At 71.2% G+C, this 24,455-nt stretch carries 20 protein-coding genes; 16 read left to right on the top strand and 4 right to left on the bottom strand.

Annotated elements, in window-relative coordinates; genetic code table 11:
- Positions 1–17 precede the first annotated feature (17 nt).
- The 7 genes from ACFYPH_RS19090 (at position 18) to ygiD (ending at position 8,723) form a co-directional block, all read left to right on the top strand.
- Entirely contained in the window at positions 18–1,553 is a 1,536-nt protein-coding gene (locus tag ACFYPH_RS19090) for a sugar ABC transporter ATP-binding protein (protein ID WP_387183338.1), read from the top strand.
- Positions 1,550–2,509, top strand: a complete 960-nt coding sequence (locus ACFYPH_RS19085; protein ID WP_355067963.1) for an ABC transporter permease — start codon at positions 1,550–1,552, stop codon at positions 2,507–2,509. Before ACFYPH_RS19090 ends, ACFYPH_RS19085 begins: the two co-directional genes overlap by 4 nt.
- Positions 2,506–3,522 (top strand): ABC transporter permease, encoded by a 1,017-nt coding sequence (locus tag ACFYPH_RS19080; RefSeq protein ID WP_387183335.1) that lies wholly within the window; start codon positions 2,506–2,508, stop codon positions 3,520–3,522. Before ACFYPH_RS19085 ends, ACFYPH_RS19080 begins: the two co-directional genes overlap by 4 nt.
- A complete protein-coding gene (lsrF, locus tag ACFYPH_RS19075; protein WP_354863282.1) occupies positions 3,515–4,402 on the top strand; it encodes a 3-hydroxy-5-phosphonooxypentane-2,4-dione thiolase in 888 nt (295 codons plus the stop codon). Before ACFYPH_RS19080 ends, lsrF begins: the two co-directional genes overlap by 8 nt.
- A 68-nt stretch (positions 4,403–4,470) precedes the next feature.
- Complete coding sequence (locus ACFYPH_RS19070) at positions 4,471–6,132, top strand: glycerol-3-phosphate dehydrogenase/oxidase (RefSeq protein ID WP_355067959.1); 1,662 nt, start codon at positions 4,471–4,473, stop codon at positions 6,130–6,132.
- Positions 6,129–7,646, top strand: a complete 1,518-nt coding sequence (locus ACFYPH_RS19065) for an FGGY family carbohydrate kinase (protein WP_355067958.1) — start codon at positions 6,129–6,131, stop codon at positions 7,644–7,646. Before ACFYPH_RS19070 ends, ACFYPH_RS19065 begins: the two co-directional genes overlap by 4 nt.
- Positions 7,647–7,841: 195 nt before the next feature.
- A complete protein-coding gene (gene ygiD, locus ACFYPH_RS19060; RefSeq protein ID WP_354860313.1) occupies positions 7,842–8,723 on the top strand; it encodes a 4,5-DOPA dioxygenase extradiol in 882 nt (293 codons plus the stop codon).
- A gap of 117 nt (positions 8,724–8,840) precedes the next feature.
- Here the strand turns inward: ygiD and ACFYPH_RS19055 are convergent, their stop codons facing one another.
- Positions 8,841–10,109, bottom strand: coding sequence for an Ig-like domain-containing protein (locus ACFYPH_RS19055; RefSeq protein ID WP_387183330.1), 1,269 nt, complete (start codon positions 10,107–10,109; stop codon positions 8,841–8,843).
- A gap of 520 nt (positions 10,110–10,629) precedes the next feature.
- Between ACFYPH_RS19055 and ACFYPH_RS19050 the strand changes: the two genes are divergently transcribed.
- The 4 genes from ACFYPH_RS19050 (at position 10,630) to ACFYPH_RS19035 (ending at position 16,260) form a co-directional block, all read left to right on the top strand.
- Positions 10,630–11,883: a D-alanyl-D-alanine carboxypeptidase family protein gene (locus ACFYPH_RS19050; RefSeq protein WP_387183328.1), complete on the top strand. Its 1,254-nt coding sequence runs from the start codon at positions 10,630–10,632 to the stop codon at positions 11,881–11,883.
- A gap of 377 nt (positions 11,884–12,260) precedes the next feature.
- Entirely contained in the window at positions 12,261–13,307 is a 1,047-nt protein-coding gene (locus ACFYPH_RS19045; protein WP_354860309.1) for a zinc-dependent alcohol dehydrogenase family protein, read from the top strand.
- 93 nt (positions 13,308–13,400) lie between these two features.
- A complete protein-coding gene (locus tag ACFYPH_RS19040; protein ID WP_354860307.1) occupies positions 13,401–13,649 on the top strand; it encodes a hypothetical protein in 249 nt (82 codons plus the stop codon).
- A gap of 301 nt (positions 13,650–13,950) precedes the next feature.
- Positions 13,951–16,260, top strand: coding sequence for a lysylphosphatidylglycerol synthase domain-containing protein (locus ACFYPH_RS19035; RefSeq protein WP_387183325.1), 2,310 nt, complete (start codon positions 13,951–13,953; stop codon positions 16,258–16,260).
- A 142-nt stretch (positions 16,261–16,402) separates the two neighbouring features.
- Here the strand turns inward: ACFYPH_RS19035 and ACFYPH_RS19030 are convergent, their stop codons facing one another.
- The 3 genes from ACFYPH_RS19030 to ACFYPH_RS19020 form a co-directional block, all read right to left on the bottom strand.
- Positions 16,403–17,146, bottom strand: coding sequence for an alpha/beta hydrolase (locus tag ACFYPH_RS19030; RefSeq protein WP_363937227.1), 744 nt, complete (start codon positions 17,144–17,146; stop codon positions 16,403–16,405).
- 97 nt (positions 17,147–17,243) lie between these two features.
- Positions 17,244–17,813: a DJ-1/PfpI family protein gene (locus ACFYPH_RS19025; RefSeq protein WP_222952845.1), complete on the bottom strand. Its 570-nt coding sequence runs from the start codon at positions 17,811–17,813 to the stop codon at positions 17,244–17,246.
- An 88-nt stretch (positions 17,814–17,901) separates the two neighbouring features.
- Positions 17,902–18,645 (bottom strand): GntR family transcriptional regulator, encoded by a 744-nt coding sequence (locus ACFYPH_RS19020; protein WP_355067951.1) that lies wholly within the window; start codon positions 18,643–18,645, stop codon positions 17,902–17,904.
- Between the two features lie 378 nt (positions 18,646–19,023).
- On the opposite strand from ACFYPH_RS19020, the gene ACFYPH_RS19015 reads away from it, so the two are divergent.
- From ACFYPH_RS19015 to ACFYPH_RS18995, 5 genes are all read left to right on the top strand, one after another.
- Positions 19,024–20,409, top strand: a complete 1,386-nt coding sequence (locus ACFYPH_RS19015) for an extracellular solute-binding protein (protein WP_354860299.1) — start codon at positions 19,024–19,026, stop codon at positions 20,407–20,409.
- 101 nt (positions 20,410–20,510) lie between these two features.
- The gene (locus ACFYPH_RS19010) at positions 20,511–21,356 is read left to right on the top strand and encodes a sugar ABC transporter permease (protein WP_355138319.1); all 846 of its coding nucleotides are present in this window, start codon (positions 20,511–20,513) and stop codon (positions 21,354–21,356) included.
- Positions 21,356–22,267 carry a carbohydrate ABC transporter permease gene (locus ACFYPH_RS19005; RefSeq protein ID WP_363937213.1) on the top strand — a complete coding sequence of 304 codons (912 nt, stop codon included), beginning with the start codon at positions 21,356–21,358 and terminating at the stop codon, positions 22,265–22,267. Before ACFYPH_RS19010 ends, ACFYPH_RS19005 begins: the two co-directional genes overlap by 1 nt.
- The gene (locus ACFYPH_RS19000) at positions 22,267–23,334 is read left to right on the top strand and encodes an ABC transporter ATP-binding protein (RefSeq protein WP_387183320.1); all 1,068 of its coding nucleotides are present in this window, start codon (positions 22,267–22,269) and stop codon (positions 23,332–23,334) included. The genes ACFYPH_RS19005 and ACFYPH_RS19000 overlap by 1 nt, the downstream gene beginning before the upstream one ends.
- The gene (locus ACFYPH_RS18995; protein ID WP_387183317.1) at positions 23,334–24,410 is read left to right on the top strand and encodes an ABC transporter ATP-binding protein; all 1,077 of its coding nucleotides are present in this window, start codon (positions 23,334–23,336) and stop codon (positions 24,408–24,410) included. The genes ACFYPH_RS19000 and ACFYPH_RS18995 overlap by 1 nt, the downstream gene beginning before the upstream one ends.
- Positions 24,411–24,455: the final 45 nt, after the last annotated feature.

The following is a 24,455-nucleotide window of genomic DNA, read 5'->3' as shown; positions in this document are numbered from 1 at the left end:
TCCCAAAGGAGCGGATCATGCACGTCGACAACCTGCCGGTGGGGTCGCTCGCGGCCCCGCCGGCGGGCGACCGGGAGGCCACACCGGCCCAGCCGGTCGTCACGGCACGGCAGGTGACCAGGACGTACGGACGTACCCGGGCGCTCACCGGCGTGGACCTCGAGGTCCGCGCCGGGGAGGTGCTCGGCCTCGTCGGCCACAACGGCGCCGGCAAGAGCACGCTGATGCGCGTCCTCGCCGGGCTGGAGGCGTGCGACGAGGGCGTGGTCACCGTCCGCGGGCAGGAGGTGCCGCGCGACGTCGGGCCGGGGGCTGCGGAGTTCCGCGCCGTACGGATGGCCTACCAGGAGACGTCGCTCTGCCCCGACCTCACCGTCGCGGAGAACATCTGGATATCCTCCCGATCCTGCCTGCCCCGACTGCGGTGGCGGCGGGCGGCCAGCGTGGCGGTCCAGCGCCGGCTCGACGAGATGTTCCCGGGTCACGGGGTGGCGCCACGGGACCGGGTGGAGGACCTCACCCTGGCCCGCCGACAGATGGTGGAGATCGCCCGGGCGAGCCTGGTCGACCGCCTCGACCTGCTGATCCTCGACGAGCCGACCGAGTCCCTCGGCCCGGACGCCGCCCGCTCCCTGTACGACCACGTCCGTACCCTCACCGCGCAGGGCTCGGCCGTGCTGCTCATCTCGCACCGCATCCGCGAGGTGCTGTCGGTGGCTGACCGGGTCGCCGTGATGCGCGACGGGGCGGTCGTGGCGGACAAGCCGGCGGCCGGGCTCAGCGAGGCCGACGTCCTCGTCCTGATGGGGGCCGAGGTGGCCGCCCCGGCCAACCCCGACCCGGTGCCGGCAGCCGTACCGGCCGGTGACCGGCCGGTCATGGCCGAGCTGCGCGGCGCCAGCGGCCAGGGCCTGCACGACGTCTCGGTCCGCATCGGCGCGGGCGAGGTCGTGGGCCTCGCCGGACTGGCCGGCCAGGGCCAGCAGGAGGTGCTCGAACGGCTGTGGCGCCCGGTCCGCAAGGACACCACGGTGCACGGCACCCGCGCGTACGTGCCGGGCGACCGGCAGCGCTCCGGCGTGTTCCCGCTGTGGTCCGTGGCGGAGAACCTGATCGTCACCGCGCAGCGCGGACTGGCCCGGTACGGCCTCCGCCGCCGGGCCGAGGAAGGCGCGGCGGTGCGGAGCTGGGTCGACCGGCTGGCCATCCGCGGCGGCGTCGACGCGGGCATGACCGAGCTCAGCGGCGGCAACCAGCAGAAGGTCATCGTGGCCCGGGCGTTCGCCTCGACGGCCGACCTGGTCCTGCTCGACGACCCGTTCCGCGGGGTGGACGTGCACACCAAGACCGACCTGTACGCGCTCATCCGCGCGGAGGCTGCCAACGGCCGCAGCGTCGTCTGGTACTCGAGCGAAAACGCCGAGATGGCGCACTGCGACCGGGTCTACGTGCTGCGCGCCGGCCGGGTCGTCGCCGAACTGACCGGCGAGGAGATCTCGGAGGAACGGATCATCGCCGTCTCCTTCGCCGAGTCGACGGGAGCACCGCGATGACCAACCTCGTCGTGGCGGCCGTGCCGCCACGAGCCCGACTGCGCCGCCTCGCACCGGCCATGGTCAGCACGATCGCCATGTTCGCGATGGTCGTCGTCTGCGCGTCGCTGCAGTCGGACGTGCTGACCGTCACCGGCCTCACCCTGATCCTCTCGGCCACCGTTCCGCTGGTCATCGCGGCCCAGGCCCAGATGATCCTCATGTCGGTCGGCGACATCGACCTCGGCATCGGCAACTTCGTCGGCCTGGTCACCGTCCTCACCGCCACCAAACTGGTGTCCTCGCCGGGCACCGGCGTCCTGCTCCTGGTCGGCCTCGTCGCGGCGTACGCCCTGCTGGGCGCGCTGATCCACCTGCGCCAGGTGCCCTCGCTGATCGCCACCCTCGGCACCTCGTTCGTCTGGCTGGGGCTGGGCCTGTTCGTCCTGCCCACCCCCGGTGGCAGCACGCCGGAGTGGCTGGCCACGTTCGGATCGTGGGCACCGGCCGGATTCCCGGCGCCGCTGCTGCCGATCCTCGTGGTGTCCGCGCTGGTCTGGCTGATCGCCACCCGCGGCTCCGTCGGGGTCCGGGTCCGCGCCTTCGGCAGCAACCCGGTCGCGCTGCGCCGGGCCGGCCTGAGCCCGTTGGCCGCGCGGGTCGTCGCGTACGGGATGGCCGGCGCGCTCGGCGTGCTCGCCGGTCTCCTGCTGGCCTCACAGACCGGCGGCGGCGACGTCTCGTCCGCCTCCAGCTACACCCTGATCACGATCGCCGCGGTGATCCTCGGCGGTGGCTCCTTCCGGGGCGGCACCGCCGTGCCGTGGGGCGTCGCCATCGGCGGAGTGACGCTCGGCCTGGTCAGCGTCGTCCTCAGCCTCCTCGACGTGCCGTCCAACATGCAGTCGGCCGTCCAGGGCGCGATCGTGCTGGCCGTGCTCGCCGGCCGCGTCGTGGTCGGAAAGGTGCTCCGATGACCCTCCGTACGCTCGCCCGCCCCTGGATCTGGGGCTTCGTCGCCGCCGCGCTCGTCTGGGCCACCATCCTGGCGCTGTCCAGCCAGGGTGGCGGGCAGACCGTCTCCCTGGCGCTGTCCCTGGCGCCGTACCTGGTCGTCGTGGGCCTGGGCCAGATGCTCGTGATCACCGCCGGCCCGGGCAACATCGACGTCTCGGTGGCGCCGATCATCTCGCTCGCCGGGTTCGTCGCGGTCGCGGCGACCGCGTCGACCGGATCGGTGGCGGTCGGCATCCTGGCGGGAGTCGGGACCGGCCTGGCCGTCGCCGCGATCAGCGTGCTGGCCATCCTCGGCCTGTCCATTCCCCCGATCATCGCCACCCTGGCGTCCGGGCTGATCGCCTCGTCGCTGACCCTGTCGCTGGCCGACGGCTTCACCGCGATGCCCGACGACGGGCTGCGCCGGCTGCTCAACCTGCGCCCCGCGGGCGTACCGGTGCTCGCGGTCGCCGTGGCCGTACTCACCGCGCTGATCGTCGCCCTGCTCAGCCGTACGACGTACGGGCGGTCGCTGCTCGCCGTCGGCCAGAGCCGGCCGGCCGCGGAACGGGCCGGCATCCCGGTCGCCCGGATCATCGGCGCCACGTACCTGGCCAGCGGCGCCCTCGCCGGACTGGCCGGCGCCCTGCTGGCGGCGTACATCGCACCCTCGCCCGACCTGGGCACCCGGTACCTGCTCGACTCGGTCGCCGTGGTCGTGATCGGCGGGACGCTCATCTCGGGCGGTCGCGCCGTACCGGTGGGCATCTGGGGCAGCGCGCTCTTCTTCATCCTGCTCGACGGCCTGGTGAACCTGGTCGGCTGGAGCACCGCCGCGCAGAACCTGCTCAAGGGCGGCCTGGTGCTCTTCGTCCTCTTCCTGGCCGGTGGCGGTACGCGCCGCGACGCCACCACCTCCCGACCCCGGCGACGGGCGCGTTCCGCGACCGTCGCCACCGCAGCAACGACTACAGGAGACAACACCCATGGCTGACACCGACGGTCTGCTCGATGCCCGGGACTTCGGCGGGAGCGAGCGCCCGGCCACCGGCTTCCATGTCAAGGGCGCCCACGCACAGGACTGGGGACTGCAGAACCGGCTCGCCCGGATCTTCCGCCCCGACAACGGCCGTACCGTGATGCTGGCCTTCGACCACGGCTACTTCCTCGGCCCGATGGCCGGCCTGGAGCGGATCGACACCAACATCGCCCCGCTCGTGCCGCAGGCCGACGCGATCATGATGACCCGGGGCGCGCTGCGCACCAGCATCCCGTCGCACAGCACCGCCGGCGTGGTGCTGCGCGCCAGCGGCGGCCCGAGCGTGCTGCGGGACCTCTCCGACGAGCACCTCGCGCTCGACATCGAGGACGCGGTCCGGCTCAACGCGGCGGCCCTGGCGATCCAGGTGTTCATCGGCGGCGAGCACGAGTCGCGGTCGGTGGCGAACCTGGCCAAGCTGGTCGACGCCGGGCAGCGGCACGGCATCGCCGTCCTTGGCGTGACCGCGGTCGGCAAGGAGATGGTCCGCGACGCCCGCTACTTCCGGCTCGCCACCCGGATCAGCGCGGAGATGGGTGCGCACATCGTCAAGACGTACTACGTCAACGAGGGCTTCGAGACGGTGACCGCCAGCTGCCCGGTGCCGATCATCGTCGCCGGCGGTAAGAAGCTTCCCGAGCTCGACGCGCTGACCATGGCGTACCGGTCGATGCAGGAAGGCGCCGCGGGCGTCGACATGGGCCGCAACATCTTCCAGAGCGAGCACCCGGCGGCGATGCTCGCCGCCGTCCGCGCCGTGGTGCACGACGACGCGAAGCCCGAGGAGGCCCACGAGCTCTTCCGCGAGCGGTCGGCCGGTTCCGCAGCATCCTGACCCACCCCCAGGGGTGCGGGTCCCGGCACGCAGCCGCGGACCCGCACCCCACACCCCCGGGAGCCTTCATGTCGCAGCCACAGACCGGACCCGATGACGTCGTCGACCTCGTCATCGTCGGCGCCGGCATCAACGGCCTTGCCATCGCCAGAGACGCCGCCGACCGCGGCCTGAGTGTGGTCGTCGTGGACCGGGGCGACGTCGGCGCCGGTACGACGAGCACGTCGAGCCGGCTCATCCACGGTGGCCTGAAGTACCTCGAACGCTACGACTTCACCCTGGTGAACGAGTCCATCCGCGAACGCCACCTGCTGTTCCGCACCGCCCCGCACCTGGTGCACGACTACCCGATGCTCATCCCGTCCTACGCCCGCGACAGCCGACCGGGACCGCTGGTCCGGCTCGGCCTGGCGGCCTTTGACGTGCTGGCCGCCCGCCGCGGGCGCGGGATCAGCCGGGGCCTGTCCGCCCGCCGGATCGGTCAGCGCTGGCCGCAGCTGTCGCGCGACGGGCTGCGCGGCGGGGTGCTCTTCCGCGACGCGCAGGTGCCGTGGGCCGAGCGGCTCTGCGTCGAACTGCTGCTCGACGCGGAACGGCTGGGCGCGCGGGTGCTGACCTACACCACGGTGACCGGGCTCATCGTCGAAGACGGCCGGGTGCTCGGGGTGCGGACCACGGACAACCGGTCCGGTCAGCAGGGGCGGATCCGAGCCCGGCTCACCGTGAACGCCGCCGGGCCGTGGATCGACCAGATCCTACGCGGACAGGTCGAGAGCCGGCGGCTCAACGGCGGCACCAAGGGCAGCCACGTCATCCTCGACCCGTTCCCCGGCGCCCCGGACACCTGCATCTTCTTCGAGGCCGCCGCCGACCAGCGGCCGATCTTCATCTTCCCGTGGGCGGGTCGCTACATCCTGGGCAGCACCGACCTCACCTACGACGGGGACCTCGACGAGGTCGTCGCCAGCGACGCCGAGATCGAGTACCTGCTCAACGAGACCAACCGGATCATTCCGCAGGCCAAGCTCACCCCGGCCGACGTGCTCTACAGCGTCGCCGGGATCCGCCCGCTGCCACACACGGCCGGCGTCTCGGACAACGCCAAGATCAGCCGTGGGCACACAGTGCTCGACCACGCGCCGGCGTACGCCGGACTGCTGTCGATCATCGGCGGCAAGCTGACCACCCACCGGGCGCTCGCCGAGGACGCCACCGACGCGGCGCTGAAGGTGCTCGGCCGGCCCCGCGGACGGTGCACCACCCGTACCCGGCCGCTGCCCGGCGCCGACACCGCCGACTGGCGTACGTTCCGCGCGGAGTTCCAGCGCTCGGCGACCCCGTTCACCGGCGACCAGCGGGCCCGGCTGCTCGACCTGTACGGGGTGCGGGCGCGCCGTGTGCGCGAACTCGTCGTCACCGATCCATCACTCGCCGAGGTCGTCGACGAGCAGAGCGGCGCGGTCGCCGCCGAGATCGTCATGGCGTTCCGCGAGGAGAGGGCCGTGACGTTGGCAGACGTCCTGCTGCGTCGTACCCTGATCGGCCTCGGCCCGGACATGGCGCTGTCGACCGCCGTGACCTGCGCGGACGTCGCCGTCCGGCATCTCGGCTGGGACGACGAACGGGCCCGCGCCGAGGTGGCCGCCTACCACGCCGAGCTGCGACGCTTCCGCCCGCGCGCGCTGAACCTCTCGGCGGCAACCCCGAACAGCGACAGGAGGACGTCATGACGACACCGCACATCTGCTACCTCGGGGTCGACGTCGGGCTCACCGCCACCAAGGCGGCCGCCTTCGACATCGAGGGCCGCGAGCTCGCCGTCGTGCACGCCCGCACGCCGCGCACCAGCGTGACCGCCCACCGTCACGACGTGGACATGCCCGCGCTGGCCGACACGGTGATGTCACTGCTCGGCGAGATCACCGGCAAGCTGGCCGCCGACGGGTACGCCCCGGCCGGCATCGGGGTGGCCGCCCACGGCAACGGCCTCTACCCGGTCGACGAGGCGCTGCGCCCGGTGGGGCCGGCCATCGCCTCCTCGGACAGCCGCGCCCAGCGGATCGTCCAGGCCATCCCGCCGGAGGGGGCACGCCGGCTGGCCGAGGAGACCGGGTCGATTCCCTGGGCCGCCCAGCCCAGCGTCCTGCTGCGCTGGCTGCGGGACAACGACGCCGACGCCTACGCGGCCACCCGGTGGGCCCTCTCCTGCAAGGACTGGGTCACCTCGCAGCTCACCGGCGTGGCCAGCGCCGACTACAGCGACGCCAGCGCCTCCGGCATGGTCGCGCTCGGCACCCGCGCCTACACCGCCACGGCGCTCGAACTCGTCGGGCTGCCGGCCACCGACCTCGACCGGTTCCCGCCGCTGCGGCGCTCCGACGCGGTGGTCGCCGGGCTGAGCGCCGCCGCCGCGGCCCGCAGCGGGCTCCCCGAGGGCCTGCCGGTCATCGCGGGTTGCATGGACTGCGTGGCGGCGACCCTCGGCGCCGGGGGCCGGGAGGTCGGGGACGGGACGATCATCGTCGGCACCTGGGCGATCAACGGCGTCGTCGTCCCCGCGCGTGCGCCCGCCCCCGAGGTAACCCTCAGCGCGTTCATGCCCGACCCGGCCACGATGCTGGCCATGGAGGTCGCGCCGACCTCCGCGGCGAACCTGGAGTGGCTCGCCTGCGCCGGGGTCGCGCACGACCAGGTCGGCAGCGTCGCCGCGGCGGAACTCCTGCGGGAAGCGGCCACCGTGCCACCCGGCGCGGACGGTCTGCTGTTCCTACCGTTCGTCAACGGCTCGCCCGAGCACCCGTCGGCGTCCGGCACCTTCCTCGGCATCTCCAGCAATCACCGCCGCGGCCACCTCACCCGAGCGGTCATCGAGGGGGTCGCCCAGTACCACCGGGTGCAGCTGGACCGGGTGTTGGCCAGCGGCGCGGACGTCGGGGACCGCCCCTGGCGGCTGGCCGGCGGAGGCGCCCGGTCAACGGTCTGGGCGCAGATCTTCGCCGACGTGCTGGGGCGACCCGTCCGGCGCCAGCTCACCAGCGAGCTGGGAGCCCGCGGAGTCGCCTCCCTGCTGCCCGGCGCCCTTGCCCACGACGTGCCGCCGTGGACCGTCAACGACGAGGACGACCTGTGCGTGTACCCGGGACCCGACCGGGCCGCATACCTTGCGCACTCCCAGGTGTTCGACCGCTGTCTCGCCGGCATGTCCTCCGTTTGGTCGGAGGTCGAGCGCTACAGCACGACCTGACGTGCACCCAGGGATTGCAGGTCACCGGAGCCCGCTACGGGGCGGCCCCCGCGTGCGAGACACCGAATCGACCAACCCTCCTCCCCCTGCGGGTCCGATCCGGAGTTCGCTGTCGACCGGCGGTCAGCGGTCTACCCTGAAGATCTACCCGACACTTCAGGTGACGCTCCGACGGCGACTTCGGAAGGGCCCGACGTGACCGCAGAGACCTCCGGCGGCTCAGGTGCACTGATGCCCGCCGCGTTCATCGGCCATGGCAACCCCATGAACGCTCTCGAGGTCAACCGATACACCACCTCGTGGAGGGCGTTCGGCGCCGCGGTGCCGCGGCCCCGAGTCATCCTGGTCATCAGCGCGCATTGGTACACCAACGCCACCGCCGTCACCGCAATGCCCCGGCCGCGGACCATCCACGACTTCTACGGCTTCCCGCAGGCGTTGTTCGAGGTGGAGTACCCCGCGCCGGGGCTGCCCGACCTGGTTACGGAGATCAGCGACACTGTTCACCCGACCTGGGTCGGCGCCGACCTCGACAGCTGGGGCATTGACCACGGCACCTGGTCGGTCTTGACGCACGCTTTCCCGGACGCCTCGGTCCCGGTCGTACAGCTCAGCATCAACGCCGACAAGCCCTTGGACTACCATTTCCAGCTCGGCGCCAAACTCGCTCCACTGAGACAACGCGGAGTGCTCATCATCGCCAGCGGCAACGTCGTGCACAACCTACGCGGCATGGACTGGAAGCTGACCGACGACGGCTACGACTGGGCCCAGCGCTTCGACGAGGACGCCAAGACCCGCATGTTGACCGATCCGGGCGAATTCGCGACGCTCGACACCCACCGCGACTTCCGCCACGCGGTGCCGACACCGGATCACTTCATTCCCGCGCTCTACCTCGCCGGTCTGGCCGCCACCGCCGACGCGCCGGACACCGACGTCCTCGTGGACGGCTACGCCTACGGATCGTTGTCGATGACGGCTTACACCCTCGGGCTGCCCTGCCCCGACGCAGCTGGCGAAGGCGGATCCCCACAGCCGCCCGACGACCTGCCGGCCGACGGCTCGAACATCTAGGGTTGCGCGCGACCTGACGGAAGGTGGCCCCGCAGAGCTGACAACGCCGCGACCTGCGGCCGGAGAGCGTCCGGAACCGCAGGCCGCGGCGCGATCGTGCGAAGGCGTACGACCGGATCAGCCGCCGCTGTTGGAGCGGGTGGGGGCGGGCGCCGACCCGCCGGCCACCGCTCCCGGGTGCGGAGTGGCCGTGACCGTGGGCCTCAGCCCGACCGGTACGGCCAGCGCACTGCCCTTGGCGAACTCGTCCCAGCCGACATTCCAGGCCGTCCAGCCGTTGCCCGGATCCAGCGCCACCTCGGTGCCCTTGACCGTCACCAGGTCGCCGACCTGTGTGATCCCCATCAGCCAGTCGGCGTTCTCGTTGGAGACGTTGGTGCAGCCGTGCGAGACGTTGGTGCTGCCCTGATCCCCCACCGACCACGGTGCGGCGTGGATGAACTCGCCGCCGTTGGTGAGCCGCTGGGCGTCCTCGACGTCGACGATGTAACCGCCATTCGGGTCGCCCATAGTGTTGAAGGTCGTGTAGTCGAACTTCTCCATGACCACCATGGTGCCGCTGGAGCTCGGTGTGCTCGGCTTGCCGAGACTGACCGGAATCTTGCGCAGCAGCTTGCCGTCCCGGTAGACCGCCATCTGCTTGGTGGCGTTGTCGATGTCCAGCGACACCTGCCGGCCGATCTTCGAGGTGCCCGACCGGTCCGCGTCGCCGATGGCGTCCTTACCGATCGGCAGCCCTTCCAGCGCGCTCCGCACGCTGATCTTCGTGCCCGGCTTCCAGAAGTCGGGCGCCCGGTACTCGACCTGCTTGCCGTCGTCCAGCCAGGACCAGGTCCCCGGCTGGGGTGGATCCGTCTTCACGAACAACCGCCGCTGCACGTCCGCCCGGGCCTCCTTCGGAATCGCCGGGTCGAACGTGACCACCACCGGCATGGCCGTCCCGTACGTCTGGTCTGCGGCGAAATTCAGGACGGTGGTCACGGCCTGTCTGTTGCCCGGTTTCGCCATTGTCCTGAACGTCGTTCTCTGCGTGGTCGTCCGGCCCTTGCCACCGGTCGCGGTCACCTCCGCCGTGTACGTCCGCGAATTCTGCAACGGCTTGGCCGGCACCCAGCTCGACCCGTCCTCCCGCGGCTCCGCCGGCACCTGCGCACCCTTGTCGTCGGTCAACCGCACCGAGGTGATCTTCCCGTCCTTGACGGTGGCCCCCACCTCCGCGCTGACCGGCACGTCCCCCGCGTGGTTTCCGGGTGTCACGGTCAGTTGCGGCGGTGCCGTGTTCGCTTGTCGGGCTCCCGGCAGGCGGTCGGCGGTGCATCCCGCCAGGACCAACGGCGTGGCCGCGATGGTCACCGACAGCAGCCTCAATCGCTGCCTCAGCTCCATATTGTCCCCCCGTTCATGGCTTTCCCTCTGCCCACATTTTCACCACGGCGGAGAGATGTCGGCGGCGATTTCAGCGGAACCGTCGCGCAAGGCTCCGGAAACCTTTCCCCACGCATTCCCTTATGGCGTGAACCGGCCCGGTCATTTCCGTTCGTGACCGTTCCGACAAAATGAGTACGCCACTGCTCGCCCATCCCGTCCCGGCCGCGTTGCGCCGGCGCTTCCGCTTACGGCGACTCGGCCCGGGAGCCACCCGCAACTCCCGGCTGATCCGGATCGAGCGCGACTCGACCGTCGTGCGCCGGTTCGCCAGCAGCGCACGGATCGCCGCCGGGCCGGGCACGTCCGGCAGGCACTCCGCCGCCCCCCAAGCTGCCATGAAGCCGGACCGTCGGGCGAAAGCTTCGCGAAGAAGCAGAAGGAACGCGAGCCCGCTGCGGTGGCGGATTTCGAGCCGTCGCTGGACTACTTTCGGCAACCCGGCTGGGCTCGCCAGATCGGCGAATTACGGTGCATTGACGTGACCATCATTCGCGTTACCGCCGTAGCACTCAGCGCCTTCCTGGCCACGCCGGTTCTGGTGGCCGGGTCACCGACGCGCACGGCCGCCACGCCCGACATGCCCTGCCCGGCCGTGAAGCCGGCGGTGCCGCCGCCCGCCGGAGCGTCTCCACCACCGGTCGGTGCCGCCGATCGGGCGGTCGGCGGTGCCGCGCTGGCCACGACCGGCCTGGCCATTCCGGTGGGTGCGCCGACGGCGCCGGCGGTGACGGCCACCTCGTGGCTCGTGGCGGACCTCGACAGTGGCGCGGTGCTGGGCGGGTGCGGCCCGCACGAGCTCCGCACGCCGGCCAGCGTGCAGAAGATGCTGCTGGCCGCGGCCCTGATGCCCCGCCTGGACCCGGCCCAGATGGTCGAGGTGACCCGGGCTGATCTGCAGGATCTCGATCCGGCCAGCTCGCTGATGGGGGTGGTCGAGGGTGGCCGCTACTCGATCGAGAGCCTGTGGCTGGGGCTGCTCCTCAAGTCGGGCAACGACGCGGCCAACGTGCTGGCCCGCGTCGGCGGCGCCGCCGCCGGCCGGCCGGGCGGGGTGCAGGCGATGAACAACGAGGCGCACCGGCTGCGCGCGAATCAGACCCACGCGGCGACGCCCTCCGGTCTGGACGGTCCCGGCCAGTACACCAGCGCGTACGACCTGGCGCTGATCGCGCGGGCCACCTACGCCCGCGAGGACTTCCGGCGGTACATCGCGACCCGGGTGGCCCAGATAGCCGGCGACGCGGGCACCCCGGGCTTCGCCATCACCCATGACAACACGCTGCTGGACCACTACCCGGGAACGCTCGGCGGAAAGACCGGCTTCACCGACCTGGCTCGACAGACGTACGTCGGGGTGGCCGAGCGCAACGGGCGGCGGCTCGCGGTGACCCTGCTCGGCGCGGAGACCGCGCCGCTGGGCAGCCTGGGCGAGGCGGGAGCCCTGCTCGACTGGGGCTTCGCCCTCTCCCCCGGCGCGTCCGTCGGCCGCCTGGTCACCCCGGGCGAGAAGACGGACGACCATGCCGCGGCCGCCGGCGAGGGCGAGCACCACGGTCAGGCCGGGGACCGGTCGCTGCTGTCCTTCCCGGCGGTCCTCGGCGTCGGCGCCGCCGCGGCCCTGGCCGTCGTGCTCCTGGCGGCGCCCCGGTGGCGCAGGGCCATGCGGCAAGCAGCTGACCGGACCGCGCAGAGCGAGCGATCAGCGGCCGACCCGTCCCCGTCCGAACCGTAGGCGGACCACGCCGGCGCGCCGCCCGCGCAGGACCGGGATCCGGTGGACGTTCGCCGGCAGCCACCCCAGCGGACCCCGGCCCCGCGGCGACCGCAGCTCCGACACCTCCGAGATGTTCGGGTGCAGCCCGCGAAGGCTCGGCCAGTCCGCCGAGTCGAGGCACCAGTGCATCTCGGGGGGCGGTAGCCAAATTCCCGGGCGCTGGCCCGGGGCACGGCACGCGCCATCCAGCCGGCGACCGTGTCGATGGCCATCACGCGCCGATCTCGATGATGTCGCCCCGGTGGTCGTCGGCCGTCACCCTGCCACCATCCCCGCGATTTCCCGCTCGGTCCCCCCGTCGGGCGCGGTGGCCGGCGCATGTGAGGATGCGGCGCATGCGTGCCGTGATCTTCGACGAGTTCGGTGTCCGGCCCCAGGTCCGCGACGTCCCGGACCCGGTGCCGCCGCCCGGGGGCGCCGTCATCCGGGTCGAGGCGACCGGGTTGTGCCGCAGCGACTGGCACGGCTGGCAGGGGCACGACCCGGACGTCCGCCTGCCGCACGTGCCCGGCCACGAGTTCGCCGGCGTGGTCACGGCGGTCGGCGCCGGCGTACGCGGCTGGCACCCCGGCGACCGGGTCACCGTGCCGTTCGTCTGCGCGTGCGGGCAGTGCCCGGCCTGCCTCTCCGGCGACCAGCAGGTCTGCGAGCGGCAGACGCAGCCCGGCTTCACCCACTGGGGCTCGTTCGCCGAGTACGTGGCCGTGCAGCACGCCGACGTCAACCTGGTCCGGCTCCCCGACGAGCTGGGCTACCCGGCCGCGGCGGCGCTCGGCTGCCGGTTCGCCACGGCGTTCCGCGCGGTGGTCGGCCAGGGGCGGGTCGCCGCGGGCGAGTGGGTGGCAGTGCACGGCTGCGGCGGCGTGGGGCTGTCCGCGGTGATGATCGCCGCGGCCTACGGCGCGCAGGTGGTGGCGGTCGACGTCGCCCCCGGCGCGCTCGATCTGGCCCGCCGTTTCGGGGCCGCGGTGTGTCTGGACGGCTCTGCCCTCACCGGGCCCGGCGCGGTGGCCGCGGCCGTCCGGGAGGTGACCGGCGGCGGCGCCCACCTGTCGCTCGACGCCCTGGGCAGCCACGCCACCTGCACCGCCTCGATCGAGAGCCTGCGGCGGCGCGGGCGGCACGTGCAGGTCGGCCTCCTCCCCGCCGCCCAGGGCCGCCCGGCCCTGCCGATGGACCTGGTGATCGCGTACGAGCTGGAGCTGCGGGGCAGCCACGGCATGGCCGCGCACGCCTACCCGGAACTGCTCCGGCTGGTCACCGCCGGCGTGCTGCGCCCCGCCGAGCTGATCACCCGCACCATCGGGCTCGCCGAGGTGCCCGACGCCCTGACCGGAATGGACCGGCCCGCCCCCGGCGGGATGTGCATCGTCCAGCCTTGACCAGGACGACGCTCGGGTCGGACAGCGGACACGTCCCAGGTACGCGTAGGCCGCGGAGTAGCTCGCCGCCGCGGCACCGAAGACGGCCGGGAGATGTACCAGGAGGCGTTGCGGGACCGGCCCGACGATGGGATCCGGCTGCGGCTCGCCTTCGCGCTGCTGCGGGCCGGCGACGGCAGCGGCGCGCAACGAACCGCCCGAGAGGTCCTGGCCCGCGAGCCGGATTCCCGGTCCGCCGAGGCGGAGCAGACGCTGCGGCGTTTTCTGGCCGTCGCACCGGCTCATCCGGCCGCCGCAGAGATCAAGCGGCTGCTCGCCGCAGGTCAATCCACCGGGCGCTGACAGTGCCACCAGCCCGCCGATCAGGATCGCCGTCTCGCCGAGCACGACCAACCCGAGCAGGGTCGAGGACTCCAGGGCCGGCTGGACGATCACCAGCGTCAGGACGAGGAGCGGCGGCAGCCCGACCAGCACCGCCGACCGCCCTGTCCACCCGCTGATTGTCACCCCCAACGGGTTGACCGGTGACGAGAAAGGCCACGCGGTGGGCGGGCGATCCGTAGGGTTCGGGTCGACGGAGGCACTGCGCCGGATGAGGGGCGGCCGAGGACCGGTGGGAGCGCGAACGCATCGCCCGTCGCCGGTGTTGCTGGTCAGCCTGACCGTCTCGACCGGCCTGCTGGCAGCGCTGAGCGCCGCCATCCGCAGCCGTCCGGTGCCGCCGTGGGAGCGGGACCTGTTCGCCCTTCTCAATCACCTTCCCGCCGGGCTGGCCCCGGTCCTGGTACTGGTCATGCAGCTCGGCTCGTACCCGGCGGTGTTCGTCACCGCCGCGGCAGCCGTCGTCGCACGCCGGATCGGCACGGCGTGGAGTCTCCTGCTGGCCGGGAACCTGGCGTACTGGCTCGCGGTCGCCGTCAAGGCCGCGGTCGCCCGGCAGCGCCCGGCGGCGCTGCTCGCCGACGTGGTCCTGCGCGAGACGATCACCGGGCGCTTCGGGTACCCGTCGGGACACGTCGCGGTCGCCACGGCCCTGGCGCTCGTCGCGGCGCGGGCCGGCGGGCCCCGATGGCGCCGCGCGGCCTGGGCGGTGATCGGGCTGGTCGCCGTCGCGCGGATCCACGTCGGGGCGCACCTGCCGGTGGACGTGGTCGGTGGCTTCCTCGTCGGCTGGCTCGCGGTGTGTCTGACCCGGCTCGTGGTCGGCGAGGTTGGACCGCAACGGTCGGTGCCCCCTCTGCGGGCGGCGCTGCGGCGGCGCGGGATCGACGTGGCACGGTGGGCCCCGATCCACGGCGACGCCCGCGGCTCGCAGCCGTGGCAGGCGGTCACCACCGACGGGCGGCGACTGTTCGTCAAGGTGACCGGCGGTGAGCAGCGCGACGCGGACTGGTTCTACAAGCTCTACCGACGGGTGCGCTACCGCCACGTGGCCGACACGCCGCCGTACCTGAGCGCCCGCCAGCAGAGCGAACACGAAACGTGTCTGACCCTGCTGGCCGAGCGCGCCGGCGTCCGGATACCGGCCGTCGTCACGACCGCCGCCATGCCCGGCGGCGACGCCGTACTGGTGCAGGAGTTCATCGACGCCGCCCCGCTGCACGCCGTCGTCGGGCCGGTCCCGCTCGCCGCCGTGCGCGACGCCTGGGAACAGCTGGCCCACCTGCACCGGGCGGGCATCGCGCACCGCGACCTGCGCGCCGCGAACGTGCTCGTCGGCCGGGACCGCGCCTACCTGGTTGACCTGGGCTTCGGCACCGACGACGCCTCGGCCGAGCAGCAGGCCCGCGACGTCGTCGAGCTGATGGTCACTGTGTCCACGCGGGTCGACCCGGCCAGCGTGGTCGCCGGGGCGATCGACCGCCTGGGTGTCGCGGCGGTCGCGGACAGCGTGCCGTTCCTGCAACCTCCGGTGCTCTCGCGCGCCGGCCGTGCCGCCCTGCGCGGCCACCCCGGCATGCTGACCTGCCTACGCCAGGAGATCCTGCGGCGCTGCCCCGACCGTGACCGCCCGGCGGCGAAGGTGGTCCGGATCAGCCGCCGCGCGGTCCTGGAGCTGCTGGTCCTGGGGTTGATTGTGCACCTGCTACTCCCCCAGCTCGGCGAGATACGCACCGCCATGCGTCTGATCGTGCACGCCAACCCGGTCGCGGTCGCAGCGACGCTGCTCGGCTCCGCCCTGACCTACCTGCTCAGCGGCCTCGTGCTCCGGTTGGCCGCGGCCAACCGGGTCCCGCTGGGCGAGGCCACCCTGGTGCAGGTCGCCGCGTCGTTCGCCAACCGGCTGGCACCCGGCAGCCTCGGCGGCGCCGCCCTCAGCCTGCGGTACCTGCACCAGAAGGGACTCGTCGCCGCCGCCGCGGGCACCGCCGTGGCCGTCTCCCGTACCGCCGGCGTGTTCTCGGTGGTGCTGCTCCTGCCGGTGCTGCTGCCGTTCGCCCGCCAACCCGCCCGCATCCTCACCCACGACGCGGCCAGGGCGTTGCCGCTGCTGCTGGGCACCCTGGCTGTCCTGCTCGTCCTCGCCGCCGTGCTCGCCGTACCCCGGATCCGGCGCCGCGGACGCGCGGCGGCCGGCCAGGTCGTGACCGCGCTGCGCGAACTGCGCCACCAGCACGGGCTGCGGCGGCTCGCCGTCGCGTCGATGGCGCTCACCCTCACCTACGGCCTCTGTCTCTACCTCGCGCTGCTCGCCATCGGCCCGGTCCCCCTCGCGCACCTGCCCCCGGTGATCCTGGTCTGCCTCGTCGGTGAGGGTGTCTCGTCCGCCGCGCCCACCCCCGGCGGCCTCGGCGCCACCGAGGCCGCGCTCGTCTCCGGCCTGCTGCTCTACGGGCTGCCGCTGGACGCCGCCGTCGCAGGCACCCTGATCTACCGCCTCGCGACGTTCTGGCTCCCGGTACCGCCGGGCTACCTGGCCTTCCGGGTCCTGACCCGCCGCCGGCTGCTATGACCACCAGGCAACTGGCCGAATCCGCGCGCTGCCACGAACGCTGCATCACCCTGTTCCATGCGCAGGGCGAACAGTCATGGGGCTCGGCGTTCCTCCGCGACTGCGATCTGTTTGAGCACGGGCTGCGGACCTGCCGCAGCAATCAGTGACCTCGGTCGCGGCGGAGGAAACACGACAGCAGTTGCCTGAACTCGTGCGGGTGCTCGATCGCCGGCACGTGCCCGCATCGGCCGAGCACGTGCAGACGGACATCGGCCAGGTGTTCGAGCAGAGGCTGGGCTGCCGTCGCGAGCGGGGTGACTCGGTCCTCGGCGCCGTGAACGAGCAGCACGGGCGCGCGGATCGCTGCCAGCGTCTGCGCCGAGAGGGTGAGATCGTCGACCCATCGTGCCCGAGGTGGGGGGAACAACGACGCGAATGCGGCCGCCCCCGCTCGCATCGCAGCTGCACGGGCATCGACGGCCGCATCCGTGACGAGCGCTTGGTCGAGGACGAGGCGACTCAGCATGTCTCGGGCCCCGAGCGGGCCGGCGGGGGCGGCCCAGACCGCGTCGAGCTCGGCGGACAGCGGCGCTCCGGGGGCGCCCATCGTCGCGACCGCCACGACACGGGTGACCTGCTGGGGGCGCGCGGCCGCCAACGCCAGCGCCACGGCACCGCCCATGGAGTGACCCACCACGGCGTAGTGCTCGATACCGAGAGCATCCATCAGGCCCGCAGCCTGCTCCGTCCACAGCCGGAGCCCACCCGTGGAGCCCGCCGGGACCGGTGTACGGCCGAACCCCGCCTGGTCGGGAGCCACCAGGTGCCAGGACGTGCCCAGCGCCTGCGCCGTCGTCGCCCAGGCACCGGACCCGGTCGTGCCGGGTCCGGAGCCGTGCAGCATCAGCACCGCGGGCCCGGTGCCGCTCTCCAGGACGTGGACGGGGGAACCGTCGACTGTGACGGTCCGAAGTGCCGTCACCGGGACAGACCAGGTGTGTTCACGCCGAGGCGGAGTTGACGGACTTCGAGAAGAGCTCCATCATCGCCCGGCCGAATTGCGGCATGTCGGGCCACCCCCGGCAGGAGACGAGGTTGCCGTCCACGACGTCGGGAGCGTCGATGACCGTCGCGCCGGCGTTCTCCATGTCACCGGTGATGGGCGGGAAGCACGCCGTCTTCCGACCCTTCAGCAGCCCGTACACGGCTGGCACCTGCGCGCCGTGGCACACCAGCGCGATGGGGAGGTTGCGTGCGAAGAAGTGCTCGGTGATGCGCCTGACGTCGGCGTCGACCCGGATCCACTCGGGGGCACGTCCACCGGGGATGATGAGGGCGTCATAGCGCTCGACGTCGACCTCGGCCCAGGGCACGTCGACCGGCAGCTTCCGGCCGTTCTTCTCCACGTAGGCGTCGGAGTTGGGGTCGAACTCGTGGATGACCAGTTGCACGTCACGCATCGTCCGTGACGAGACGTCGACGTCCCAGCCGCCCTCCTGCACGCGGTAGTAGGGATACATGGTGTCGAGTTCCTCGGCGGCGTCGCCGGTCAGGAGCAGCGCTCTGGGCACCTGCTTCTCCTCGCATCTGGTGGCGGTGGCGGTGAGGTGGATCCAATCCGATCCGATCGAGTCAGCATTCCTCGGCCCAGCCCGCCCGTCAACCCTCCAGCGCCATTCCGTCCACGTCCTTGACCTCGTCGAACAATCGTCGGAAACGCTCGCCGGACCGCAGGATGTGCCGACGCATCGCATAGGCGGCGGCGTCGGGGTCACGCGCGGCGATCGCGGCCACCACGTCCTCGTGCTCGGCCATCGCCAGGTGAGTGACCTGGGTGTCGTGGTGCAGCCGGAAGAGGTGCACGTGGCTGTGCAGGCGAGCGAGCGTTTCACGGATGACCTGGTTCTCCGCGCTCAGGGCGACGAGATCGTGAAAAGCGGCGTCGCGTAGCCCGAAGGCGCCATAGGCCAGCAGCCCGCTGCCCCCCTCCAGCTCCGCCATCTCCTCCAGCATTCGTCGCAGACCGGCCACCTGCTCCGAGGACGCCCGCTCGGCGGATCTGCGCGCCGCCGCCGGCTCGAGGAGCAGGCGAACCTCGAGCATGTCCTCGAATCGGTGACGGGTGATCTGGGGAGGAATGCGGTAGCCAGCGTGGGGCACACGCACGACCAGACCCTCGGCCTCCATGCGGTTCAGGGCGTCTCGGATCGGCGTCTGCGAGACCCCCAACTCTCGCGCCAGGACGTCGATCGTGACGCGGGAGCCGGGCTCGATCCGTAGCGACATCAGCTGTCCGAGCAGCGTGTCGTACACCTCGTCGGCAAGCCGGCCACGAGATCTTCCCGGCGGCATTCCGCCCGGCATGGCCCTACGGCCCCGCGCGATCATCGCTTCGTCGTCCATCGTGACCTGAGGTCCTTTCTTGCGCCTTCGGGAACCTGTTGACACCAGTCACAACGCTGCGGCATTCTGACGCCCCCAACCAGATCGTATAGGAAACGCGACGGATGATCTTCATCCGCCACCATCGCGGAACCGCCCGCCATGGCACGTCGATCACCTGGAGGGCCTGCTCGACGGCGTGAAGGCCCAGTACATCGCGGCGTACTCGTGACGCCGGTCCCCGGGTCGGCCCCCGCGACAGCCCGGCAACACACCCGAACAACCCAGCAACTGCTCGGCGAAGCACATAGCGAGGCTCTAGAAGTCCCCACCCAGAAAGCAGGCGAGAAGATGCGGAATCCACGGCGAATAGGACGAATATCCGTTCCTGGCCGAAAGGTGCAGCTGGCGGCGGCGGCCATGCTGCTGGTCGCCACGACAGTGACGGCATGCGGCGACGGCAAGGACGACGGCGGGAAGGCGAGTGCCCCCAAGGCACCGGCGACCATCCCGGAGCTCACCAAGGACCCGCTGACTCTCAGCTTCATCTGGTTCGACTGGCCCCCAGCCAAGGCGCTGGAAGCCTTCGCGAACGCCGAGTACACAAAAGAGCGGCCGAACGCGACCATCAAGGTCAACACCGTGCCGAACGCGAACTGGCACGACGCGATGTTCACCCAGTTCGCCGCGCACAAGACCGACTTCGACATCGCGATCCTGGACTCGCAACACATCGGCGAGGCCGTAACGAACGGCAACATCCTCGACATCACCGACTTCGTCAAGAACAACATCGACGTCACGGCCTACAACCCGTACCTGCTGGCGGCCTACGGCCAGTTCCCCCAGGCGGAGACCGGCAAGCGCGACGAGAACGCCAGCCTGTACGGACTGCCGCTGCTCGGCGACACCTGGACGATGATCTACCGCAAGGACCTGATCGGCGACAAGCCGCCGCAGACCTGGGACCAGATGATCGCAGCTGCCGAGAAGTGCCAGGCGGACAACCCCGGCGTCAGCGGGCTGGCTTTCCACCAGGCCAACGGCTCCGACGCCGCAGCCGTCACCTACAACACGGTCAACGGGGTCTACGGCGGCAACCTCTGGGACGCCAAGACCCGCAAGATCGAGGGCGTCCTCAACGACGCGGCGGGCCAGGAGGCGATGGACGTCCTGGTCAACAAGATGAAGCCGCTGACCGCCAAGGGCTCCGGCAACTGGTTCATCGACGAGGTGAACGCGGCGGTCGCCCAGGGCAAGGCGTGCATCGCGTTCAACTGGATCGCCGCGAGCGGCGGCCTGCTCGATCCGAAGCAGTCGACGCTCGGCAAGACGCGGGAGCAGATTCTCGACAAGCTGGGCTTCGCCACCCTGCCGAGCCAGAAGACGAACCTGGTCCCCCTCGGCGGTATGGGAATGCACGTGTCGGCCTACTCCGCCAAGGCGAACCAGGCCGAGGCCCTGAACTTCATGAAGTGGTTCGAGCGGCCTGACATTCAGAAGAAGTGGGCCGCGGCCGGTGGCGTGCCGTCGCGTACGGATGCCCTGGAGTCGCCCGAGTTCCTCAATGCCGGGCCGTTCAACCAGGTGTACACCGACTCGGTTCCGCGGATGCGGGACATGTGGAACGTGCCCGAGTACGCGCGCCTCGTCGACATCGAGAACACCAACGTGAACGCCGCTCTCAACGGCGCGAAGAAGCCGAAGGATGCGCTCGACGACATCGCCAAGGAGCAGCAGGGCGTGCTCGACTCCAGCGGCCGCAAGGGCGGCGGCGGACTGTGAGTGCCCCCGTCCCCCTGTCGACCGACAACCCCGGGCAGGTGGCGTCCGCGGCGCCACCTGCACCGGGTCGGTCCCGCCGGCTGACCGACCGCGGGCTCGCCATGGCCTTCATCTCCCCCGCGCTGCTGCTGTTGCTCGCCATGTCGGTGTTCCCGTTGCTGTGGGCGTTGTACCTGTCGTTCACCGACTACTCGGCCACCCGCGGGGGGCCCGCCGGGTTCGTCGGATTCGGGAACTACACCGCCATCCTGACGTCGGCGCAGGTCCACCAGAGGGCCTTGACGACGTTGATCTACGTGGTCGGCGCGGTCGGCCTGCAGACCGTGCTCGGCTTCGGCATCGCCTACCTGATCTCGCGTCGTACGCACGGGCGAGGACTGCTGACCACCCTGTTCCTGGTTCCGATGATGCTGTCGCCGGTCGTGGTCGGGCTGTTCTGGCGATTCATGCTCGACGCGCAATTCGGCGTGATCAACAGCATGCTCGGCTCGCTCGGCCTGGGGCAGGTGGAGTGGCTCACCCGACAGCGAACGGCATTGATCTCGCTGGTCGTGGTCGACACCTGGCAGTGGACGCCGTTCATCATGCTCATCGCCCTTGCGGGCCTGACCGCGGTTCCCAAGTACCTGTACGAGGCCGCCTCGATCGACCGGGCGTCCGAGTGGTTCCGGTTCCGCACCATCACTCTTCCGCTGGTGTGGCCGCTGCTTCTCATTGCCGTGATGTTCCGGGCCATCGAGGCCTTCCGGCTGTTCGACCTCGTCTACATCCTCACCAACGGAGGCCCGGGTGTCTCGACCGAGACGTTGTCGTTCCACGTCTACAAGGTCGCGTTCCTGGGCTTCAACACCGGGACCGCCTCGGCGTACGGGATCCTCATGGTCCTCGTCGTCATCGTCCTCACGCAGTTGTACCTGCGTTATTTGAACAAGCTCAAGGAGGGCTGATGGCCGTCTCCGTCGACGAGGCCGTGTCCACAGGTCCTGCCCGGGATCGCACGCCCCCCGCGCGCCGCCTTGGTGGCCGGGGCCGCTCCGGGGTGGAGTTGGCGCTGCTGGTGGTGCTGGCCGTCGTGATGCTCTTTCCGGTGCTGTGGATGATCGAGACGTCCATCAAGGAGAACCGGGACGTCTACGCCATCCCGGCCGAGTTCTTCGGCTTCACGGTCACGTTGGATCATTTCAAGGACGTGTTCGTCGCTCCCGGCGGCGGTCGCTCGGCCCTGTCCGTCGCGTTTCTCAACTCCGCCGTGGTCGCCGGGGTGTCCACGGTGCTGGCCACCGTGCTGGGGGTTCCGGCGGCCTGGGCGTACTCACGCTTCGCGGTGAAGGCCAAGAAGGACCAACTGTTCTTCATCCTGTCCACCCGCTTCATGCCGCCCGTGGTGGTCGTGATCCCGATCTTCCTGATGTACCGCCAGGTCGGGCTCATCGACAGCAAGCTCGGGCTGATCCTCATCTACGCCGCGTTCAACGTCCCGTTCACGATCTGGATGATGAAGGGATTCGTCGACGAGGTGCCCGCGGAGTACGAGGACGCCGCCATGCTCGACGGCTACACCCGTTTGCAGGCGTTCTGGAAATTCACCCTTCCCCTGCTCGTGCCCGGCATCGCCGCGACGGCGGTCTTCGCACTCATCTTCTCGTGGAACGAGTTCGTGTTCGCCATCTTCCTCACCTCCAGCGACGACGTGCGGACGGCTCCGCCCGCCATCGCCGGCCTCATCGGTGGCACCACCACGGACTGGGGTCTCGTGGCCGCGGCCTCCGTCGTGTTCGCCCTACCGGTGCTCGTCTTCGCCTACCTGGTGCGCAAGCACCTCATCGCCGGTGTGACGCTCGGGGCGGTGCGACGCTGATGGCCGACATCGAGGTGACCGCCCTGCACAAGCGCTACCCGGACGGGACGGTCGCGGTTGACCACGTGGACCTGTCCATCCGCGACGGTGAGCTGTTCGTGATGCTCGGCCCTTCGGGTTGCGGCAAGACGACCACGCTGCGGGCCATAGCCGGCCTAGAGAGGCAGACGACGGGCGACATCCGCATCGGCGACACGCTTGTCAACGACCTGCCGCCCGCCGAGCGCGACATCGCCATGGTGTTCCAGTTCTACGCTCTCTACCCGCATCTGAAAACCCGCGACAACCTGGCGTTCCCACTGCGGGCCGAGGGACTGCCCAAGCCGGAGGTGCACAAGCGGGTCGAGGAGGCCGCCCGGCTGATGCGGCTCGGTCCACTCCTGGACCGACGACCGCGCCAGCTGTCCGGCGGAGAGCAGCAGCGCGTTGCGCTCGCTCGTGCCCTGGTACGACGACCGCGCGCGTTCCTCATGGACGAACCTCTCACCAATCTGGACGCCGAGCTGAGGGCGGACATGCGCACGGAGATCAAGCACCTGCAGGGCGAGCTGGGGGCGACGATGGTCTACGTCACCCACGACCAGGTCGAGGCGATGTCGCTCGGTCACCGAATCGCCATCCTCAACAAGGGCCGCGTCGAGCAGATCGGCACGCCGCTGGAGGTCTACGACCGTCCCGCGAGTCTCTTCTGCGCGGCATTCATCGGCTCTCCCCCGATGAACCTGATTGAGGTGGAGGTGGCCGACGGAAAGCTGCGCGGTCAGGGCGGACTGGTTCTCCCGCCACCGCCAGGCCTGCCGCGTGACCGTCGCCTGGTGGCGGGCGTCCGGCCGGAGGCGCTGGAAGTCACCGAACCACTGGCGGAAGGCTCGATCCCGGCCCGGGTGGTCTCGGCGGAGTGGCTGGGCGACGAAATCATCTACGTGGTCGACCACAGCGGCCAGCGCGACGTACGGGTTCGGATGCCACCGACTATTCGTTTCGCCGCTGACGCAAAGGTCGGGCTGCGGCACACCGGCGGGACCCCGGCGGTCTACGACGTGAGCACGGAAGAGCTGGTGGCCTGATGGGAACCGTGGCAGCGCACGGGCTGCGCAAGTCCTTCGGCAAGGTCCAGGCCCTGGACGGGGTGACGCTGGACGTGCCGGACGGCTCGTTCTTCGTCGTGCTCGGGCCCTCCGGGGCAGGCAAGACGACGACCCTGCGAGCGATCGCCGGGCTGGAGAAGCTTGACGCCGGGTCGGTGCACCTGGACGGGAGGGATGCGACAGGTGACACCCCGGCCGCACGCGACCTGGCCATGGTCTTCCAGAACTACGCCCTCTACCCGCGACACACGGTGTACGAGAACATCGCCTCGCCGCTGCGGGCACGCCGTAGTTCCGCGAGCGAGATCGCCGCGGCCGTCGAGCAGATGTCGAGCCTGCTGCACATCGAACGTCTGCTGCAACGTCGACCCGCGCAGTTGTCGGGCGGTGAGATGCAGCGGGTCGCCCTGGCCCGGGCGCTGGTGCGTCGCCCCCGCGCGTTCCTGATGGACGAGCCGCTGACGAACCTCGACCTCAAGCTCCGCGTCGAGATGCGCACCGAGCTCACCCGCATCCACCGGAGCCTCGGAGCAACCTTCGTCTACGTGACCAACGACCAGGTCGAGGCCCTGTCCATGGCCGACCGGGTAGCGGTCCTCAAGGAGGGGAAGGTGCAACAGGTCGGAACGCCGACCGAGGTGTACGAGCGTCCCGCCAACCAGTGGGTCGCAGGATTCGTGGGGAGCCCACCGATCAGCCTGCTCGCCTGCCGCGCCGAGGGAGATCGTCTGGTCGGTGCGGACGGCTGGACGCTGCCGCGGCCCCGCTGGACCACGGCTGAGGACGGCCGGGCGCTGCTGCTGGGCCTGCGCGCGGAGGACCTGTCCGTCGAACAGCGTGGGCACGCGTCGTTGTCCGGCGAGCTCTACGGGCTTGAGCCGCTCGGTGACCGCACGGTGGTCGACGTCCGAGTGGGGACGGAGATCCTCAAGGTCAAGGCACGACCCACCGTCACCGGTACGCCCGGCGAGCGGCTGCACGTCACGGTCGACCTGGACCGTGCGCACCTGTTCGACGCGGACACCGGGCTGTCGTTGTCCGAGGCTGGGCGGTAACCGCGCCGGCAGACGGGGCCACGGCCACCTTCGACCCGCTCGGCA

It is taken from the genome of Micromonospora sp. NPDC005252 (assembly GCF_042872475.1).
GTDB lineage: Bacteria > Actinomycetota > Actinomycetes > Mycobacteriales > Micromonosporaceae > Micromonospora.
Note: the sequence above shows the minus strand (reverse complement) of the source record. Positions and strands in the feature narration are given on the sequence as shown.

Bases quoted from the DNA above. Each gene is read 5' to 3' on its own strand.
- ACFYPH_RS19080 (WP_387183335.1), top strand. From the start codon at position 2,506: ATGACCCTCCGTACGCTCGCCCGCCCCTGGATCTGGGGCTTCGTCGCC.
- ACFYPH_RS19010 (WP_355138319.1), top strand. From the start codon at position 20,511: ATGGCCTTCATCTCCCCCGCGCTGCTGCTGTTGCTCGCCATGTCGGTG.
- ACFYPH_RS19000 (WP_387183320.1), top strand. From the start codon at position 22,267: ATGGCCGACATCGAGGTGACCGCCCTGCACAAGCGCTACCCGGACGGG.
- ACFYPH_RS19085 (WP_355067963.1), top strand. From the start codon at position 1,550: ATGACCAACCTCGTCGTGGCGGCCGTGCCGCCACGAGCCCGACTGCGC.
- ACFYPH_RS18995 (WP_387183317.1), top strand. From the start codon at position 23,334: ATGGGAACCGTGGCAGCGCACGGGCTGCGCAAGTCCTTCGGCAAGGTC.
- lsrF (WP_354863282.1), top strand. From the start codon at position 3,515: ATGGCTGACACCGACGGTCTGCTCGATGCCCGGGACTTCGGCGGGAGC.
- ACFYPH_RS19065 (WP_355067958.1), top strand. From the start codon at position 6,129: ATGACGACACCGCACATCTGCTACCTCGGGGTCGACGTCGGGCTCACC.
- ACFYPH_RS19070 (WP_355067959.1), top strand. From the start codon at position 4,471: ATGTCGCAGCCACAGACCGGACCCGATGACGTCGTCGACCTCGTCATC.
- ACFYPH_RS19090 (WP_387183338.1), top strand. From the start codon at position 18: ATGCACGTCGACAACCTGCCGGTGGGGTCGCTCGCGGCCCCGCCGGCG.
- ACFYPH_RS19005 (WP_363937213.1), top strand. From the start codon at position 21,356: ATGGCCGTCTCCGTCGACGAGGCCGTGTCCACAGGTCCTGCCCGGGAT.
- ACFYPH_RS19030 (WP_363937227.1), bottom strand. From the start codon at position 17,146: ATGCTGCACGGCTCCGGACCCGGCACGACCGGGTCCGGTGCCTGGGCG.
- ACFYPH_RS19040 (WP_354860307.1), top strand. From the start codon at position 13,401: ATGTACCAGGAGGCGTTGCGGGACCGGCCCGACGATGGGATCCGGCTG.
- ACFYPH_RS19020 (WP_355067951.1), bottom strand. From the start codon at position 18,645: ATGGACGACGAAGCGATGATCGCGCGGGGCCGTAGGGCCATGCCGGGC.
- ACFYPH_RS19055 (WP_387183330.1), bottom strand. From the start codon at position 10,109: ATGGAGCTGAGGCAGCGATTGAGGCTGCTGTCGGTGACCATCGCGGCC.
- ACFYPH_RS19045 (WP_354860309.1), top strand. From the start codon at position 12,261: ATGCGTGCCGTGATCTTCGACGAGTTCGGTGTCCGGCCCCAGGTCCGC.